This window comes from Sphingobacterium sp. B16(2022), assembly GCF_012030425.1.
Taxonomy (GTDB): domain Bacteria; phylum Bacteroidota; class Bacteroidia; order Sphingobacteriales; family Sphingobacteriaceae; genus Sphingobacterium; species Sphingobacterium anhuiense.
Window position 1 is genome coordinate 351,572 of the sequence record NZ_JAAUVN010000003.1, and the last position, 16,919, is coordinate 368,490.

Sequence of the window (16,919 nt, forward strand, 5' to 3'; positions counted from 1 at the left end):
GTACGAATATATTAATGCAACAAACAAAGTTATCTTCATCACACCGAATTGTTTATTCAATCTGCGAACATCCTTACTTGGGCTATTTAATAGAACCACATGTGGTTAAGTTAAATCCAAATGGGACATATTCACTTCGATATCAACGCGTATTTAGCAATACAGTCAATGAATATGCGCAAGCGGTCGATGAATTGGATTATAAATTAATCCGATTATTAGATGAAATTGAGCAAACAAGCCTTATTAAAAAGTTCCATAAAAAAGCAATAAGACCCGTAGACTTTTTTTCAAAAGTATTTGATAAAAATCTGTATGAATTATTAAGAACAAAAATTGATCAGGTATTGTTACAATTCTTTGCCCTTGTTGGAGAGAAGCCTATATTCCTCATGAGCAAAGATGGTTATCCTGCAGATCAAAAACTATTGATCGCTCCTCAACCCGCTTCCGTACTTTTCCATTTTAGAAGAAATGAAGAGGAAACCCGCTATTTTCCAACGATTAAATATGAAGACCATCGTATGGAATTCATGTTTAAGAACGCACAAGTCATTGTCAATGAACAAGCTTGGCTACTTTTAAACAATACCCTATTCCACTTCGACCAACAATTAGAGGGGAAAAAACTCAGCCCTTTTTTAAATAAAAGATTCATATCTGTATCCAGAAGTACCGAGAAAAAATATTTTGAAACTTTTGTTTGTAGCTTAATAGAGAAATATAATGTATATGCTGAAGGCTTTGAGATCAAAACCCATCAACATAATGCCAACCCAATATTAAAATTAATCTATCATGAGGAAGGTGATTCGCATGTTGAATTGCAGTTTCAATATGGGCCTTATATCTTTTCGTCTGGAAAAGACAATAAGGTCAATGTACGTATGGAATATGATGAGGAAAATGATCTGTATACTTTCCATCGTATAAAAAGATCGATTATTTGGGAAGAAAATCAGGCAAAGATCATTACTGAGCTTGGTTTAGAAAAACTATATCCCCACTCTAATGATTTACTGCCAAAAGAAATACTTGGAAAACGGCCTTCTATTTTTGATTGGATAAGTCAAAATGATTTGGTATTGCGGGAAAAAGGGTTTGAAATCATTCAGGATGTAGCCGAAAAGAAATTCTTCATCGGCCAAACTTCCATTGATATATCCATCAATGAGGATAACGACTGGTTTGATATCAAAGCGATCGCAAAATTTGGTCCTTTTGAAATTCCTTTTATTCAATTGCGCCATCATATCCTTCATAACATTAAAGAATTTACTTTACCCAATGGAGAGATTGCGATGATACCTGAAGAGTGGTTTGCACAATACAATCACTTATTTCAATTCTCTAGGGATAAGAATGAATTAAAATTAAATAAAATTCATCTGGGTTTGCTGTATGAAATCAGTGAACATACAGAACTTACCTTTAGTCGAAAATTAAAAAAATTAGCTGATTTCGAAGAAATCGCTGATGCACCATTACCTAAAAATTTTCATGGTCAACTCCGACCTTATCAAAGGGCTGGCTACAATTGGTTCAATTTCTTACAGCAATATAAATTTGGAGGATGCTTGGCAGATGATATGGGTCTTGGTAAGACTATTCAAACATTAGCCCTACTGCAACATCAAAAAGAAATATTAATAGCAGACCATGCTGTCAGAACATCTTTACTAATATTGCCAACCTCATTAATTTACAATTGGCAAAATGAGGCTACTAAATTTGCTCCTGATCTTAAGATTTATCTGCATACGGGAAATAATAGATTAAAAGACCCACAGTTGCTTTCTCCGTATGATCTGGTCATTACTACATATGGTATCACTCGTATTGATGAGGAATTTTTAAATCAGTTTTACTTCAACTATATCATCCTAGATGAAAGTCAAAACATTAAAAATCCAACATCAAAATCATTTAAAGCGATCAAAAGTCTAAAAAGTCAACATAAATTAGCATTAAGCGGAACACCCGTAGAAAATTCAGTTTCTGATTTATGGACACAGATGCATTTTACAAATCCAGGCCTCTTGGGTAGTTATACTTATTTTCAAAAAGAATTTGTTCAACCAATCGAAAAGAAAAAGGATGAAGAAAAAGCAAAAAGACTTCAAACTATAGTTAAACCGTTCATTTTACGTAGAACTAAAGATCAAGTAGCAACGGAATTACCTCCAAAAACGGAACAGGTCCTTTACTGCGAAATGTCAGAGAAACAGCATGAACTGTATGAAAAGGTTAAATCGGAATATCGTAATGCCATTTTAGACAATCAGCTCGCAGGAAAAGCAAAATCAAATCAGATCGCATTATTACAAGGATTGATTAAATTGAGACAACTTGCCAACCACCCGAAAATGGTTGATCAGGAATACACAGGCAATTCGGGTAAATTCGATACTGTCATAGAAACACTTGAAAAAGTACTTCAAAATGGTAATAAAGTATTGATTTTCTCTCAATTCGTCAAGCAGTTGAATATTTTCAGAAGCTATTTTGACAAAAAAAGTATTAATTATGCCTACTTGGATGGAAGCACAAAAAATAGGGACGAAGCTGTTAGTCAATTTAGAGAAGATAAAGACACCAAGCTGTTTTTAATATCCATCAAAGCCGGCGGTGTAGGCCTAAACCTTATTGAAGCGGACTACGTATTTATTTTAGATCCATGGTGGAATCCTGCTGTGGAGCAACAAGCTGTTGATAGATCCCACCGTATTGGACAAACAAAAAATGTCTTTATATACAAATTCATCTCAAAAGATACTGTCGAAGAGAAAATACTTGCAATGCAAAACAGGAAGCGTTCCATTGCTCAAAGTTTAATTACCACTGAAGAAAGTTTTATCAAATCACTCTCTTCAGAAGATATTCAAGAGCTACTGGGTTAGTTGCTCAAAAAAAGCCCCCATACAACGCATGGGGGGCTTATCATATATATCAGTGCTCTTATTCAGCTGTAAAAGCTACTAAAGCTTTATTAACACGAGCTATTACTTCTTCTTGTCCTAATAATGAAACGATTTGGAACACATCTGGACCAAATTTACCTCCCACTAACATAATACGGAAAGGCATCATCAATTCACCCATTTTCATGCCTGACTCCTGAATAGCACCTTTAAAGTACGCTTCCAATGCTGAAGCATCCCAAGACTCAAATTTACCAAATTCGCTATTAACTTTCTGAAAGAAATCCGTTTTCTCAGCAGACCATTTAGGTTTAACAGCAGCTAGGTCATAATTTTCTGGTTGTACAAAGAAGAATGATGCTTGTTCCCAAAAATCCGAAACAAAAGTCAAACGCTCTTTCACTGCACTTAAAACTTCAGTAACAAAATGATCGTCTACCTTTTGCACGTTATGCAATGTTAACAGGGCTTTAATCTGTGGCAATAAATCCTCGTTAGACGATTTTTTGATCCACTCATGGTTGAACCATTTCGCCTTTTCAAAATCAAATTTTGCTCCAGCTTTACTAATACGCTCTACCGAGAATTTTGCGATCAATTCATCTAAAGAAAACAATTCTTGTTCTGTGCCATCATTCCATCCCAGTACACCTAACATATTGACAAATGCTTCCGGCAAAAATCCCATTTCACGGAATCCCTGCGTTACAGTCTCTGATTGCGCATCTTTCCAATTCATAGCATACACAGGAAAACCTAATCGGTCACCATCACGCTTACTCAATTTACCATTACCATCGGGCTTCAATATTAATGGTAAATGTGCCCATTTTGGCATTTCATCATTCCATCCTAAATATTCCCATAATAAAACATGTACAGGAGCAGAAGGTAACCATTCTTCCCCTCGGAAAACGTGAGAAATCTCCATTGCTTTGTCATCGACGACAACAGCTAAGTGATAAGTAGGCATTCCATCAGCTTTTAACAAAACCTTATCATCAATAAGATTAGTATCAAAACTTACTTGTCCACGAATCATATCATTAAAAGAAACGGTTTCATCTGTTGGTACTTTGATACGAACCGTATGGGGTGTACCTGCGGCTAATAGTTCTGCTGTTTCTTCTTGTGATAAACTTAATGAATTTCTAAGTTTCAATCTATTTTCATGGCTGTAACGGAAATTCGGTTGTTCTTTTCGTTGTTCATCCAATTCAGCCGAAGTATCAAATGCATAATAAGCATATCCCTTTTCTATCAATTGTTCCGCAAATTGGCGATAAGAAGGTTTTCGTTCACTTTGACGATAGGGTCCAAAATCGCCACCTTTAAGAGGACTTTCATCTGGTGTTAAGCCACACCAAGCTAAACATTCATTAATATATTCTTCTGCACCAGCAACAAATCGTGTCTGATCAGTATCTTCAACACGCAAAATAAAATCTCCTTGATGTTTACGCGCGTACAAATAATTAAATAAAGCTGTACGAACTCCTCCAAGGTGCAATCCACCTGTAGGACTTGGTGCAAAACGCACTCTTACTTTTCTTTCAGAACTCATGACACAAAATTACCACAAAATTTTCATTTCAATGAAACTATAGCACTGATAACCACAATAAAATAATAAAACAGGGAGTTTATGAATAGATAAATGTTGCCGATAAAGGTAAATTTCATTTAATTACTTAATTTGCGGCAACAAGATTCCTGATCACTTATATGAATCCGTATCAATACAACCAACAACGTTGGAAATTTTTCTTGCTTATTTTCGCGGCCATCATCGCGGCGGCTTCGCTTTTGTACACAAATTACCTTGTTCGAAATTTATCAAAGGTAGAGCGAACAAAAGCAGAAGTATGGGCAATGAGTACAAAAAGTATTATGACCATGCCAGATGTTGACGATGAATTTATAACGTTCGTCTACTCGGTAAGAGATAGTCTAGCAGTTCCTGCAATCATTACCGATGAAAAGGATAATATTGTATTCTGGAGGGATTTAGATTCGACCAAAACCAACATTAAAACAACAGCAAAAGATAGCTCGAACCATCATTTGGATTACGATCCACATTACTTTGAGAAGCAACTCAATTTCATGAAGAAAAGCCATGCTCCTATTATTTTAAATTTAGACAATGGAGCAAAATGGATGGTATATTACAAAGACTCCTGGTTTCTACAACAACTTCGTGTGTTTCCTTATATTCAGTTATCATTAATCGCTATCTTTCTAATTATTGGATATACCGTCTTTAATTCTATTCGAAAATCAGAACAGAATTTAGTCTGGGTAGGTTTGACTAAGGAAGCTGCTCATCAGCTCGGTACACCGATTTCTTCATTAATGGGCTGGGTTGAGCTTATTAAATTAAAGTTCGATGCAGAAGATGACGAAACTTTAAATGAGATGGAAAATGACATTAAACGTTTAGAAATCGTCGCCGATCGCTTTTCCAAAATTGGTTCAACACCTGTTCTTCACAATGCGAATGTTTATGAGGTGATAGCCGCTTACATTCGTTACTTCAAAGTAAGAACAAGTGACAAGATTCTCTTCGAGCTCACGGGTGACAAACATGTTGAAGCGAAACTAAACATTCCCTTATTTGATTGGATTATTGAGAATCTTCTGAAAAACGCCGTTAACGCAATTGCATCAGAAGGAAAGATAACTGTTAAAATATCTGAAAATATTGCGAAAGAGGAAATTTTTATAGACATTAGTGATACAGGTAAAGGAATTCCCAGATCAAATTTTGAAACGGTATTTCAACCAGGTTTCACCACGCGCAAACGAGGGTGGGGATTGGGACTGAGTTTAACCAAAAGAATGGTACATTATCATCAAGGCCACATTTTTGTCAAAGACTCGGAAATAGGAAAAGGAACAACATTTAGAATAATATTAAAAAGTAATCTAACATATGAACCCACTGAAATCTGATGAATACCCAGCGGTGTATTCCACGTACATTGAGACCGTTGTCGGCGATGTCATGGAAGTACTGGAAGAACAAATTTTATCCTTTCCAGCGTTCCTAGATACCATACCTGAAGAAAAAGGCGATTACCGTTATGCTGAAGATAAATGGTCTATTAAAGAGGTTATAGGGCATATTTTGGATAATGAACGTATTATGGCTTACCGTGCCCTGCGCTTCTCTCGAAATGATATGAAAGAACTTTTGGGGTATGATCAAGAATACTTTATCCAAAACTCAAGATATAGCGAACGCACATTAGCCTCTCTAAGTAAAGAATTTGTACATCTTAGAAAAGCAAATATGTTTCTTTTCGAAAACTTCAATGAGGCAGAATTGGAGAGAAAAGGAATGGCGTCAGAAAGACTTACAAGTGTAAAAGCTTTATTATATGTGATTGCCGGACACCTAAATCATCACCGCATAATTATTCAAGAGCGTTATTTCAACTCAAACAATGTCCATGATTTGGTTTCAGAATTACAGCATTGAGCAGATAAACGGTATCCTCTCTCAATATATGACCGGTCTGCTCGAAATTAAAGCGACGGCAATCGATAGTCATTCCATTACTGCAACGATGCCCGTGAATGACAAAACAAGACAGCCATTTGGAATCCTGCATGGCGGAGCATCTGTTGTACTAGCCGAATCAATAGGAAGTATCGCATCCAATCTGATTATTGATCCAGATATTTATAAAGGCGTGGGATTGGAGATTAATGCTAATCATTTAAGACCAGTTGCTACAGGATTAGTAACCGCAGTTTGTACAGCCGTACACATTGGCAAACAAACTCATATTTGGGATGTACGAATTGCAGATGAATCGGGTAACTTAAATTGTATTTCCAGATTGACAGTCGCTATTATACCAAAATAAAATTATTTTAAAACATTTATTCTTATTACTTGTCTTAAATATAAATGAAGCCAACTGGATTGGTTTACAAATACGGTTTTTACAAGAAAGGAGTATTATACTAGGTATAATGCTCCTTTTTTCTAATGAAAATATTACTAAATAATCTCAAAAACCACTTCTTTTTATTTCCTATATTGAATTTATTTAATTAGTCTTGTAATGGAAAGCATGATTTTTTATTATAAACCAATATCAATCGATTGTGTAAGCACATCTTGAATAGAGACACTATAAAAATCATTATTTTCTAATTTTATAATCTAAAAAACAATTAATTGATACTAAAAAAATGAATTCTCAACCAAATTCAGGAAAAACAGCATTTCGCCCCATGGCTATGTGTTGTGCCTTATTCTTCATTTTAGGATTTGTCACTTGGGCAAATGGAACACTTATCCCATTCTTAAAGATTGCCTGTAATTTAGAAACAGATTTACAAGCCTTTTTTGTAACATTTGCTTCTTACATCGCTTACTTCTTTTTAGCAATCCCAAGTTCTTGGATTTTGAAAAAAATTGGTTTTAAAAATGGATTAGTTCTCAGCTTAATTTTACTTGGAGTTGGTTCTTTAATTTTCATTCCTGCTGCAGATGGTAGAAGCTATATTCTTTTCTTAACAGGAATTTTTGTTCAAGGTTCTGCAATGGCATTACTACAAACTGCTGTTAACCCATATTTAAGTATCATTGGCCCTATTGACAGTGCTGCACAAAGAATATCTATTGCTGGCTTTTTCAATAAATCTGCAGGTATTATTGTTCCATTAATATTTGGTACATTATTCTTAAAAGATTCTTCTGCTATAACAGCTAAATTGGATGCCGCGGTAGATATGGAAGCTAAAAATGCCATTCTAGATTCTTTATTACAACGCGTACATACACCATACATTACGTTAGCTGTTATCTTCGTTTTATTTGCGATCGTTATTAAAATAACACATTTACCTGAGGTGGATGTAAATGCAGAAGAAGAACATACTGATGAGAATGGGGCAGTTATTCTTAAAGAGAAAAAAACAAGTGTATTCCAATTCCCACACCTATTCTTAGGCTCTTTAGCTATCTTTTTCTGTGTTGCTGTAGAAGTAATGGCTGGAGATATTATTGGTGTTTATGCAAGAGAATTAAATATCCATGGTGCATTAGTTACCTATGCGACAACATTCACATTAGGATGTATGCTTTTAGGTTACATTGTTGGTATTATTGCAATACCAAAATTTGTTTCTCAACAATTAGCATTACGAGTTTGTACTATTGTTGGTATTTTATTCACTGTTATTTCTGTATTTACAACTGGAATCACTTCATTCATTTTCGTTGCCCTTTTAGGTATTGCCAATTCTTTAATGTGGCCTGCTATTTTCCCACTAGGTATTAAAGGTCTAGGCCGTTTTACTAAAACAGGATCAGCCATCATGATTATGGGTATTGCCGGAGGAGCTATTTGGCCTCTAATTTATGGTTACTTAAAAGATAATTTACATGTTGACTTTCAACATGCATTTCTTTATGCTATGGTTCCTGCTTATCTGTATATCTTATACTTCGCAACAAAGGGCCACAGAGTCGGACAGAAATAAAAAATACTAATTACAATCAAATAGCGATTATTTTTAAGAAATAATCGCTATTTTCTTATCCACCTAAATATGAAAAAATCGTTTTATTGTTTACTATTTGGTCTATTCGTTTATACACAACAGGGCTATTCCCAGAGAATAAATGAACTGAAAGATCCAAAAGCCCCTCAAACAACTGAAAAATGGAACAGTCTAAAAGAGAATAATAATTTTTCTTTTAGCACAGCTGATTATAGTTATTCCAAAAGAAACCCACCCACCCTAGAAACACTAAGTAAATCATGGATTACAAAAGCTTGGAGAGGTGAGAAAGTACATACACAATTAGTCTTTTGGAGTAACCAAAATCACGATAAAATTGAAGTGAGTTCTTCACCGTTAAAAAATAGCAAAGGGCAGGAAATCGGAACAAAAGATATTACTACTGGGTATATTTCTTATGTAATGACAGACCTTCCTGGAGATTTAAAAAATGGTTGCGGTATCAGTAAAATACTAGATTCCGCTTTAGTTGCAGACCGTATCACTAATCAATCAAGTTTTGAATATGATAAAAATACCACGAGACCCCTCTGGTTAAGTATTCAAGTTCCTCGTGATGCAGCTCCTGGAATCTATAAAGGATCACTTACACTAAAAGGTACAAATTATAACACCACTATTCCTTATACAGTAGAGGTATTATCACATATACTTCCTGAAGCAAAAGATTGGGCTTATCATTTAGATCTATGGCAAAACCCTTACTCTATTGCTCGGCATCATAACGTCGAGCTATGGTCTCCTGCACACTTCAGTGTCATGAAACCATATTATGAAAGGTTACGCGATGCTGGTCAGAAAAATATCACTGCAAGTATCATCAACGATCCTTGGAATGGTCAAACGTATGATAAATACCAAGCTATGATCAAATGGACTAAAAAGAAGGACGGTTCTTGGTCATATGATTACAGTATTTTTGATAAATGGGTAAGTTTCATGCGTGAAATTGGAATTTCAGAATATATCAATTGTTATAGCATGATTCCATGGAATATGAATTTCCAATATTTTGATGAAAACACCGGAAAATATGAAATTTTAAAAATAAAAACTGATGATCCAAAATATAGAGCACATTGGTTACCTCTTTTAAAAGATTTCGCAAAACACCTTAAACAAAAAGGATACTTCGAATGGACAACCATTGCCATGGATGAAAGACCCCAGGAAGATATGAAACGTGCTATTGCTATTATCAAAGAAGCTGATCCCCAATTCAAATCATCTCTTGCCGGTGGATATCATCCACAAATTTCGAATGAATTTGCAGATTATAGTATTACTCTAGGAGAAGATATGGCTCCAGATGTATTAAAAGCCCGTCAGGAAAAAGGTTACAAAACCACTGTTTACACTTGCTGTTCAGAAATATTCCCGAACACTTTTACTAATTCTGGATATCAAGAAGCAACGTGGTTAGCGTGGCACAGTGTTCAAAGAGGTTTTGATGGTTATTTAAGATGGGCATTTGACTGCTGGAATTCAAATCCTAATCAAGATACACGTTATGGAACGTGGTTAGGTGGCGACACCTATTTTGTTTATCCTGATAATATGACTTCTATTCGTTTCGAAAAATTAATTGAAGGGATTCAGGATGCTGAAAAAATAAGAATCTTGAAAAAAGAGTTAAAAGCATCTCAATTACAGAAATTGAATGATGCCATTGCTGGATTCACAAATAAAAATATCAATCAAAAAGCAATACCAAACCAAGTGAAAGAAGCACAAAAAATATTAAACAGTTTATAAAAATATAGAATATAAGAGCCGATAAAGATGATTTACCGGCTCTTATTATTAATAATCAAAATTCTTTATTCTGATTTTTTACGAGTAAATTAGGAAAAATTAAACGTTTCCAAAATGAAAAAATCTATTTTAACACTGTGCGCCGCGACGGTACTCACATTTAGTATCTCTACAACTTCTTTTGCTCAAGTAAAATTGCCGCAAGCAAGTAGTACGACTTCGATTACTCAAGGTTTAGGAATTAAAAACATAGCGCTTACATACCAAAGACCGAACATAAACGGTCGTGTTATCTTTGGTAATTTGGTTCCTTACAATGAAGTTTGGAGAACAGGTGCTAATAACCTTCCTATTATTAAATTTGAAGAAGAAGTTACAATAGAAGGAAATAAGGTTCCTGCAGGAACATATGGTATTTTAACTATCCCAACTAAAGGTGACTGGACAATCATATTAACAAAAAACAGTAATCAGTGGGGAGCCTATACCTACGATAAGAAAGATGATTTAGTTCGTTTTAATGTAAAATCCACAAAGCTTTCTAATAAGGTAGAAACTTTTACCATGCAATTTGAAAATGTAACAACTAATTCGGCTACACTATCATTAGCTTGGGAAAACACATACACGAAATTTACAATTAAAACCGATCAAACGAAGGAGATTTTAGCTAATATTGATCAAGCAATGAAAGGTGATAAAAAACCTTATCTACAAGCTGCACAATTTTACCTAAGTAATAATTTAGATCTTAATAAAGCATTAGCTTGGGCAAATGAGGCTGAAAAAGAAAATCCTGATGCACCATATGTTCGTTATTGGAAAGCTAAAATTCAATTAAAATCTGGCGATAAAAAAGGTGCAATTGCAACAGCTCAAAAAGGAGTAGAAATTGCACAAAAAGGGAATAATGCTGAGTACGTTAAATTAAATAACCAGGTGATCCAAGAAGCTGGTAAATAATAATATTATGCTATAAAAAACGCCACTTCGAAAAAAGTGGCGTTTTTTTATAATTCTTCTTTCAGCAATTCTGCGAGTTCCTCATGTGTAATATTCATATTGACATTGCCATCTTTTGCAAAAGATATTTCACCCGTTTCCTCTGATACAATAACAGCGACAGCATCAGATACCTCTGTCACCCCAATCGCGGCACGATGTCGTAAGCCAAATTGCAAAGGCAGATCTTCGCTATCTGATAAAGGTAAAATACAAGAAGCTGACATAATTTTAAAATCAACAACAACTACAGCTCCATCATGTAAAGGGCTATTCTTATTGAAAATACTTTCTATTAGGCGCTTAGAGATATGTGCATCAATATACTCACCACTGCTTTGATAGTATTCTTCATCAAAATATTTAGAAAAAACCAATAGCGCACCCGTACGGGATTTTGACATGCTACGACATGCCTCAATAATAGGTCTCATGTGTTCAGAATTATCTTTTGCAACAGTACGTTTGCTAACCAAAAAGGACCATAAGATCTTCTTTCGCTTCATCGAAATGTTTTTCCCTATATGTAACAGGAAACGCCGGATCTCCTGTTGAAATACAACAATCAAGGCAATAGAACCAACAGAGATAAAGCCCCCAAATATTTCCGTCAGCAAGCGCATATGCATCTGCTTAACAATTATATATATTCCGTAGAATAATGCGACACCTATTAATATATTAACAGCAATGGTCCCGCGTATCAAACTATACACATAGTAAATAATAATCGCTACTAAAATAATATCGATAACATCGAGCAAGCGGAAACCTCTAAAAAGGCTGTAATCAAATCCTTCCATATAGATGCAAGTTAAAAAAAATCAATTTAAGAATCTGTTCTTTATCAAGCAAATTGTTGCTAATATGAGTAAGCATGCAAATTGTTTTGTATTTTTACTTTAAAGATTGAAATCAACATGACTGCATTATCTGTAAACATCAATAAAATTGCTACCCTACGTAATTCTCGTGGCGGAAATAATCCAAATGTATTAGCAGCTGCTCTAGCCTGTGAACGTTTTGGTGCAAATGGAATTACTGTACATCCAAGACCTGACGAACGCCACATCCGTTATGCAGATGTTTTTGACTTAAAAGCCAATATTCAAACAGAATTAAATATTGAAGGTAATTGTCAGGAACAAAAATTTATAGATCTTGTTTTGGCGAACAAACCTGCTCAGGTAACATTAGTTCCTGATGCGGAGGGACAGATTACTTCGAATCATGGTTGGGATACTATTAAAAATAAGGCATATCTGACTGATATGTGCAAACTATTTAAAGATCAAGGTATTCGAGTTTCTATTTTTGTGGATCCAGATGAAGATATGGTTGAGGCAGCAGCAGAAACGGGTACTGACCGAATTGAGCTTTATACAGAGTCATATGCTCAAGCATTCTTAGATGAAAGAGATGAAGCGATCAAACCTTATTTTCATGCCGCATTAAAAGCGAGAGAGGTAGGATTAGGCATTAATGCTGGTCATGATTTAGATTTAAATAACCTAACTTACTTTAACGAACATATTCCCGGATTGTTAGAAGTAAGCATAGGACATGCTCTAATTGCTGATGCCCTGTACTTAGGCTTAGAAGAAACGATAAAAAGATACTTAAACGCACTTAAATAAAACAAAAGAGGCTTTACAAATGTTAAGCCTCTTTTGTTGTTATGTTTATTCTATTCCTTTGAATATTCTATTCCATCTTATTTTCGATAGTCCCGATCCCAATTCATCAAGACTTAACCAGGTAAATAATGCTTTACCCACTATATGATCTTCCGGCACGAAACCCCATCCTCTAGAATCTAATGAATTGTGTCTATTATCACCCATCATCCAGTAATAATTCATTTTGAAAGTATAAGAATTAGCTTTTACACCATTAATATAAATACCATCAGACTTATTTTCTAATTTATTACCTTCATAAACAGTGATTGCACGTTCATATAGTGGCATTGTTGCACTATCTAATTGAACTGTCCATCCTTTACTCGGAACTTTAATAGGACCAAAATTGTCAAAATTCCAGTTCAGAGATGCAACATGAGGAAAAGTTCCATCTTCATTTTCTCCAGCTTTACGAATATTGGGAACAACTTCCTTTACATTTATCCAACCTTTGACCATTGCAGCCTCATCTGCTGTCATAAAAACTTGATAAATGTTAGGTTGTCCGGTATCAGACATTTCTAATCGTTTTTCTTTCATCACACGCAGATCCAAACCAGATTGATCCGTTACTACAATATAATCTAATTGTCCTTCTGGCGGATTAAAACCAGGCTTACCATTTACAAAAAATACTGCATTTGCCATTGAAACTTCATCTCCAGGCATCCCTACACAACGCTTGATGTAGTTTTCACGTTTATCAACGGGTCTGTTGTAAGGAGCATCGGCTTCCATAGGATAATTGAATACTACGACATCATTTCTTTTGATATCCTGAAAACCAGGTAAACGTTTATAAGGAAGTTCGATCAGTTCGGAATAAGCTTTTCCGCCTGTTAGCGGCATCGTATGATGAGCAAAAGGAAATGCCAAAGGTGTCATTGGAATACGAGGCCCATAATTCAACTTACTAACGAACAAGAAATCACCGACTAACAATGTTCGCTCCATGGATCCAGTTGGAATCATATACGCTTCAATCAAAAAACCACGAATTAAGGATGCTGCAACTGTTGCAAAAACAATCGCATCTGCCCATTCGCGGGCCATTGATTTTTTATAAAAATATTTCTTTTTAAATTCCTCTGAATTTGGATTTCCTAAATACTTTACTAGAGGATCGTTACCCCAAAGAGGCAATACAATAAAAGGAGCTAAAACTGCTGCCGTATTTTCCCAGAATCTTCTTTTCCCAAATGCCTTTATAAGGTCCAAATACAATCCATAGAAAATAAAAATATTTACGATTGGAACTAGCAAAAGAACAACAATCCATTTTGCACGACCTGTCAATTGAGCCATCACATATTCCCGATAAAAAGGAACTAATGCTTCCCATCCCGGTCTTCCTGCCTTAACAAATAATTTCCAAAGCCCGTAATGAGCAACTACTGTTAAGACCGCAAAAATAATATACCACATAAGCTTCTTAAAATTTTATTGTTTAATAATCTAATATTTCAATTAGTATAATAGACTATGGATTCGTTACAGAATCCTTATTTTTTAATGCAAAATCGGCAACTTAGTTACCGATTAAAATCAAACATTTCTGTCACCTGATAGAATCCTTGCTTTCCAAATAACCATTCAGCAGCAATTACTGAACCTAAAGCAAAACCATCACGACTGTGTGCTGTATGCTTAAATTCAATTTGATCCACTTCAGAACTATATACAACAGTATGAGTTCCTGGAACTTCTTCAATACGATGACTCTCTATTAGCAATTGATCTGCTTTCGGAATAACCTCCTCTTCTCCATCGCCAACGACAGAATTAACCCAGGAAGTTTTAGTGTCGCTATTGTTCAGGATACCCTCCGCTATTGTAATAGCAGTTCCACTTGGTGCGTCCAATTTGTGGATATGATGAATTTCCTCAACCTGTACATCGTAAGCTTTATAAGGCTGAATTGCTCTCGCCAACATCTTATTGATATGAAAAAAGATATTTACACCGATCGAAAAATTAGAACCATATAAGATAGACCCATCCACAGAGAGACATTTCTCCTTGATCGTATCAAGATGTTCATACCAGCCTGTTGTACCCATTACAATCGGAAGATTTGCTTCTAAGCAAAGTTCCATATTAGCTATCGCTGCCTGTGGAACACCAAAGTCAATTGCAACATCTGCACCAACCAGTTCATCCACTGTAATGAGATTACGATTTTCGCTATTGACGATCAAATGAATTTCATGCCCCCTCTTTTGAGCAAATTTTTCTATGATTTGGCCCATTTTTCCGTAGCCGAATAATACTATTTTCATATCTATTTCAGATCATATTTAAATAAAGAAGACCAAATAAATCTATGCGACAGCGCACAAATACAGCTTTAAGTTATATAATTTTTATTTTATTTTCATGGATAATTTCAGTCCCATAGTTGGAACGGCATTAAATGCAAAACTATTTGATGGGCCCTGAAGTACAGTTGGCCTAATGGAAAATGCGACCTTTTCAGAACTTACACTCCATCGATTCTTTAGCATTGAGTCCACATAGGCTTCAACCACATTCAACCCGTATAACCCCACAGTTAAAAGCACCATTAAATCTCGATTACGCCGTGCATAATCTTTTGCACTGATAAGACCTTGATCTGAAGCGTTAAAATACAACGGATTTTTCTTCTGATTAAATTCAAAACGATAATCAAGTTCATCAAGAAGTTCTTTATAAAAACGGTTGTTAAAGTCAAAGACAAGTACCGTGGTTGCAAATCCTCCATAAATTACAGGAACCTTGATCCACCATAATCCCTTATTGGTATATTGACCCCATCCTGGCAAAACTAAAGATCGCTTCCATGCGGTAACGGTTTTGGCTTCAATAGCAAGACGTGTTGAATCTTTAAAGATTTTGGGTGTTTTTGCTTCTTCTTCAGCCTTCTCTCTTTTTTTTCGTTCCCTACGGCTCTCTTTTTTTGTTGTATCCTGCACTGCCGATACTTTTTTCGTTGAATCTGTTGCTGTAACTGTTTTTAAAGCAACTTTATCCTTTGTATCAACTTTCTGTGCCTGCGCAGCAAAAAAGATAAATATAGAACAGAATAAACTGATTATTTTATACATCTTACCAGTCTAATAATTCCAGAATACGGCTCAGATCATCTTCAGACTCAAAAGGAATTTCGATCGCACCTTTTCCTTTTGCACTTTTCAAATTTAACTTAACCTGAGATGAAAATTTAGATGCCAGATCATCTTCAATCTTTTGAAACTGAAATGATTTAGGTACATTCTTATCTTTTTGTGCTTTCTTTTTATTGCCATTTTGAATCTCCCGCACCAATTCTTCTGCCTTGCGAACAGACAATCCTAAGTCAACGATCAATTTAAAGATATACAATTGCTTATCTACCTCTCCCACATTAATTAGCGCACGTGCATGTCCCATCGTTAACTCTCCATCACGGATCGCTGCTTGAATAACAGGAGGCAATTTCAATAAGCGTAAATAATTGGTTACGGTAGAACGGTTTTTACTTACACGTTCTCCCAATTCTTCTTGCTTCAAATTACACTCTTCAATCATCCGTTGAAAACTTAATGCTACTTCAATCGCATTTAGATTTTCACGTTGAATGTTTTCAATCAGTGCCATTTCCAACATCTGTTGGTCATTCGCTGTCCGGATATATGCCGGAATTTCGGTAATACCAGCTAATTTTGATGCACGGTATCTGCGTTCTCCAGAAATCAACTGGTAGGCATTCTCACCAATTTTTCTAACAGTAATAGGTTGAATTAAACCTTGCAATAAGATCGATTCAGACAGTTCCTGTAGCGCTTGTGGATCAAAATCAGTACGGGGTTGAAATGGATTCATTTCTATCGTATCCACATTAACTGTACTAATATTGCCAGATTCTTTTGATTTTGTAGCAGATTCTACCCGGGATGTTTCTACCTCCGAATTTCTTTCAGGGATATCGGCACTATCGTTTAATAAGGCACCTAATCCTCTTCCTAGACCTGTTTTTCGCTGTTGTGCTGCCATA

The 16,919-nt window shown here is 35.4% G+C and carries 14 protein-coding genes; 8 read left to right on the forward strand and 6 right to left on the reverse strand.

Translation table 11 applies throughout. The annotated features are described in order from the left end of the window. Positions 1-14: 14 nt before the first annotated feature. Positions 15-2,900, forward strand: coding sequence for a DEAD/DEAH box helicase (locus HCX49_RS16090; RefSeq protein WP_021188008.1), 2,886 nt, complete (start codon positions 15-17; stop codon positions 2,898-2,900). A gap of 58 nt (positions 2,901-2,958) precedes the next feature. On the opposite strand, the gene gltX is transcribed toward HCX49_RS16090, so the two are convergent. Beyond that, complete coding sequence (gene gltX, locus HCX49_RS16095; RefSeq protein WP_132769345.1) at positions 2,959-4,485, reverse strand: glutamate--tRNA ligase; 1,527 nt, start codon at positions 4,483-4,485, stop codon at positions 2,959-2,961. A 161-nt stretch (positions 4,486-4,646) separates the two neighbouring features. On the opposite strand from gltX, the gene HCX49_RS16100 reads away from it, so the two are divergent. The 6 genes from HCX49_RS16100 to HCX49_RS16125 all read left to right on the forward strand — a co-directional run bounded on the left by HCX49_RS16100 (position 4,647) and on the right by HCX49_RS16125 (position 11,183). Then, on the forward strand, positions 4,647-5,876 hold the full coding sequence (locus HCX49_RS16100; protein ID WP_132769347.1) for a sensor histidine kinase: 1,230 nt from the start codon (positions 4,647-4,649) through the stop codon (positions 5,874-5,876). Next, positions 5,857-6,405, forward strand: coding sequence for a DinB family protein (locus tag HCX49_RS16105; RefSeq protein ID WP_132769349.1), 549 nt, complete (start codon positions 5,857-5,859; stop codon positions 6,403-6,405). Before HCX49_RS16100 ends, HCX49_RS16105 begins: the two co-directional genes overlap by 20 nt. Beyond that, positions 6,377-6,796 (forward strand): hotdog fold thioesterase, encoded by a 420-nt coding sequence (locus HCX49_RS16110; RefSeq protein ID WP_132840961.1) that lies wholly within the window; start codon positions 6,377-6,379, stop codon positions 6,794-6,796. The genes HCX49_RS16105 and HCX49_RS16110 overlap by 29 nt, the downstream gene beginning before the upstream one ends. Positions 6,797-7,127: 331 nt before the next feature. Then, positions 7,128-8,423, forward strand: a complete 1,296-nt coding sequence (locus HCX49_RS16115) for a sugar MFS transporter (RefSeq protein WP_021188012.1) — start codon at positions 7,128-7,130, stop codon at positions 8,421-8,423. 69 nt (positions 8,424-8,492) lie between these two features. Continuing rightward, positions 8,493-10,220, forward strand: coding sequence for a DUF4091 domain-containing protein (locus tag HCX49_RS16120; RefSeq protein WP_132769353.1), 1,728 nt, complete (start codon positions 8,493-8,495; stop codon positions 10,218-10,220). 114 nt (positions 10,221-10,334) lie between these two features. Next, positions 10,335-11,183 (forward strand): DUF2911 domain-containing protein, encoded by an 849-nt coding sequence (locus tag HCX49_RS16125; RefSeq protein WP_132769355.1) that lies wholly within the window; start codon positions 10,335-10,337, stop codon positions 11,181-11,183. Between the two features lie 47 nt (positions 11,184-11,230). Here the strand turns inward: HCX49_RS16125 and cdaA are convergent, their stop codons facing one another. Beyond that, positions 11,231-12,025 carry a diadenylate cyclase CdaA gene (cdaA, locus tag HCX49_RS16130; RefSeq protein ID WP_021188015.1) on the reverse strand — a complete coding sequence of 265 codons (795 nt, stop codon included), beginning with the start codon at positions 12,023-12,025 and terminating at the stop codon, positions 11,231-11,233. A 117-nt stretch (positions 12,026-12,142) separates the two neighbouring features. On the opposite strand from cdaA, the gene HCX49_RS16135 reads away from it, so the two are divergent. Continuing rightward, positions 12,143-12,859: a pyridoxine 5'-phosphate synthase gene (locus HCX49_RS16135; protein WP_021188016.1), complete on the forward strand. Its 717-nt coding sequence runs from the start codon at positions 12,143-12,145 to the stop codon at positions 12,857-12,859. Positions 12,860-12,904: 45 nt separating this feature from the next. Here HCX49_RS16135 and lepB read toward each other — a convergent pair whose 3' ends face one another. From lepB to HCX49_RS16155, 4 genes are all read right to left on the reverse strand, one after another. Continuing rightward, positions 12,905-14,329: a signal peptidase I gene (gene lepB, locus HCX49_RS16140; protein WP_132769357.1), complete on the reverse strand. Its 1,425-nt coding sequence runs from the start codon at positions 14,327-14,329 to the stop codon at positions 12,905-12,907. A gap of 107 nt (positions 14,330-14,436) precedes the next feature. Beyond that, a complete protein-coding gene (gene dapB / locus HCX49_RS16145; protein ID WP_132769359.1) occupies positions 14,437-15,183 on the reverse strand; it encodes a 4-hydroxy-tetrahydrodipicolinate reductase in 747 nt (248 codons plus the stop codon). Positions 15,184-15,267: 84 nt separating this feature from the next. Further along, positions 15,268-15,990 (reverse strand): DUF5683 domain-containing protein, encoded by a 723-nt coding sequence (locus HCX49_RS16150; RefSeq protein ID WP_132769361.1) that lies wholly within the window; start codon positions 15,988-15,990, stop codon positions 15,268-15,270. Between the two features lies 1 nt (position 15,991). Beyond that, positions 15,992-16,918 (reverse strand): ParB/RepB/Spo0J family partition protein, encoded by a 927-nt coding sequence (locus HCX49_RS16155; protein ID WP_021188018.1) that lies wholly within the window; start codon positions 16,916-16,918, stop codon positions 15,992-15,994. Between the last annotated feature and the right edge of the window lies 1 nt (position 16,919).

What these genes read in the sequence shown, in the direction of transcription:
- dapB (WP_132769359.1), bottom strand. Translation starts at nt 15,183, where the DNA reads ATGAAAATAGTATTATTCGGCTACGGAAAAATGGGCCAAATCATAGAA.
- HCX49_RS16155 (WP_021188018.1), bottom strand. Translation starts at nt 16,918, where the DNA reads ATGGCAGCACAACAGCGAAAAACAGGTCTAGGAAGAGGATTAGGTGCC.
- HCX49_RS16105 (WP_132769349.1), top strand. Translation starts at nt 5,857, where the DNA reads ATGAACCCACTGAAATCTGATGAATACCCAGCGGTGTATTCCACGTAC.
- gltX (WP_132769345.1), bottom strand. Translation starts at nt 4,485, where the DNA reads ATGAGTTCTGAAAGAAAAGTAAGAGTGCGTTTTGCACCAAGTCCTACA.
- HCX49_RS16135 (WP_021188016.1), top strand. Translation starts at nt 12,143, where the DNA reads ATGACTGCATTATCTGTAAACATCAATAAAATTGCTACCCTACGTAAT.
- HCX49_RS16110 (WP_132840961.1), top strand. Translation starts at nt 6,377, where the DNA reads ATGATTTGGTTTCAGAATTACAGCATTGAGCAGATAAACGGTATCCTC.
- cdaA (WP_021188015.1), bottom strand. Translation starts at nt 12,025, where the DNA reads ATGGAAGGATTTGATTACAGCCTTTTTAGAGGTTTCCGCTTGCTCGAT.
- lepB (WP_132769357.1), bottom strand. Translation starts at nt 14,329, where the DNA reads ATGTGGTATATTATTTTTGCGGTCTTAACAGTAGTTGCTCATTACGGG.
- HCX49_RS16120 (WP_132769353.1), top strand. Translation starts at nt 8,493, where the DNA reads ATGAAAAAATCGTTTTATTGTTTACTATTTGGTCTATTCGTTTATACA.
- HCX49_RS16090 (WP_021188008.1), top strand. Translation starts at nt 15, where the DNA reads ATGCAACAAACAAAGTTATCTTCATCACACCGAATTGTTTATTCAATC.
- HCX49_RS16150 (WP_132769361.1), bottom strand. Translation starts at nt 15,990, where the DNA reads ATGTATAAAATAATCAGTTTATTCTGTTCTATATTTATCTTTTTTGCT.
- HCX49_RS16125 (WP_132769355.1), top strand. Translation starts at nt 10,335, where the DNA reads ATGAAAAAATCTATTTTAACACTGTGCGCCGCGACGGTACTCACATTT.
- HCX49_RS16115 (WP_021188012.1), top strand. Translation starts at nt 7,128, where the DNA reads ATGAATTCTCAACCAAATTCAGGAAAAACAGCATTTCGCCCCATGGCT.
- HCX49_RS16100 (WP_132769347.1), top strand. Translation starts at nt 4,647, where the DNA reads ATGAATCCGTATCAATACAACCAACAACGTTGGAAATTTTTCTTGCTT.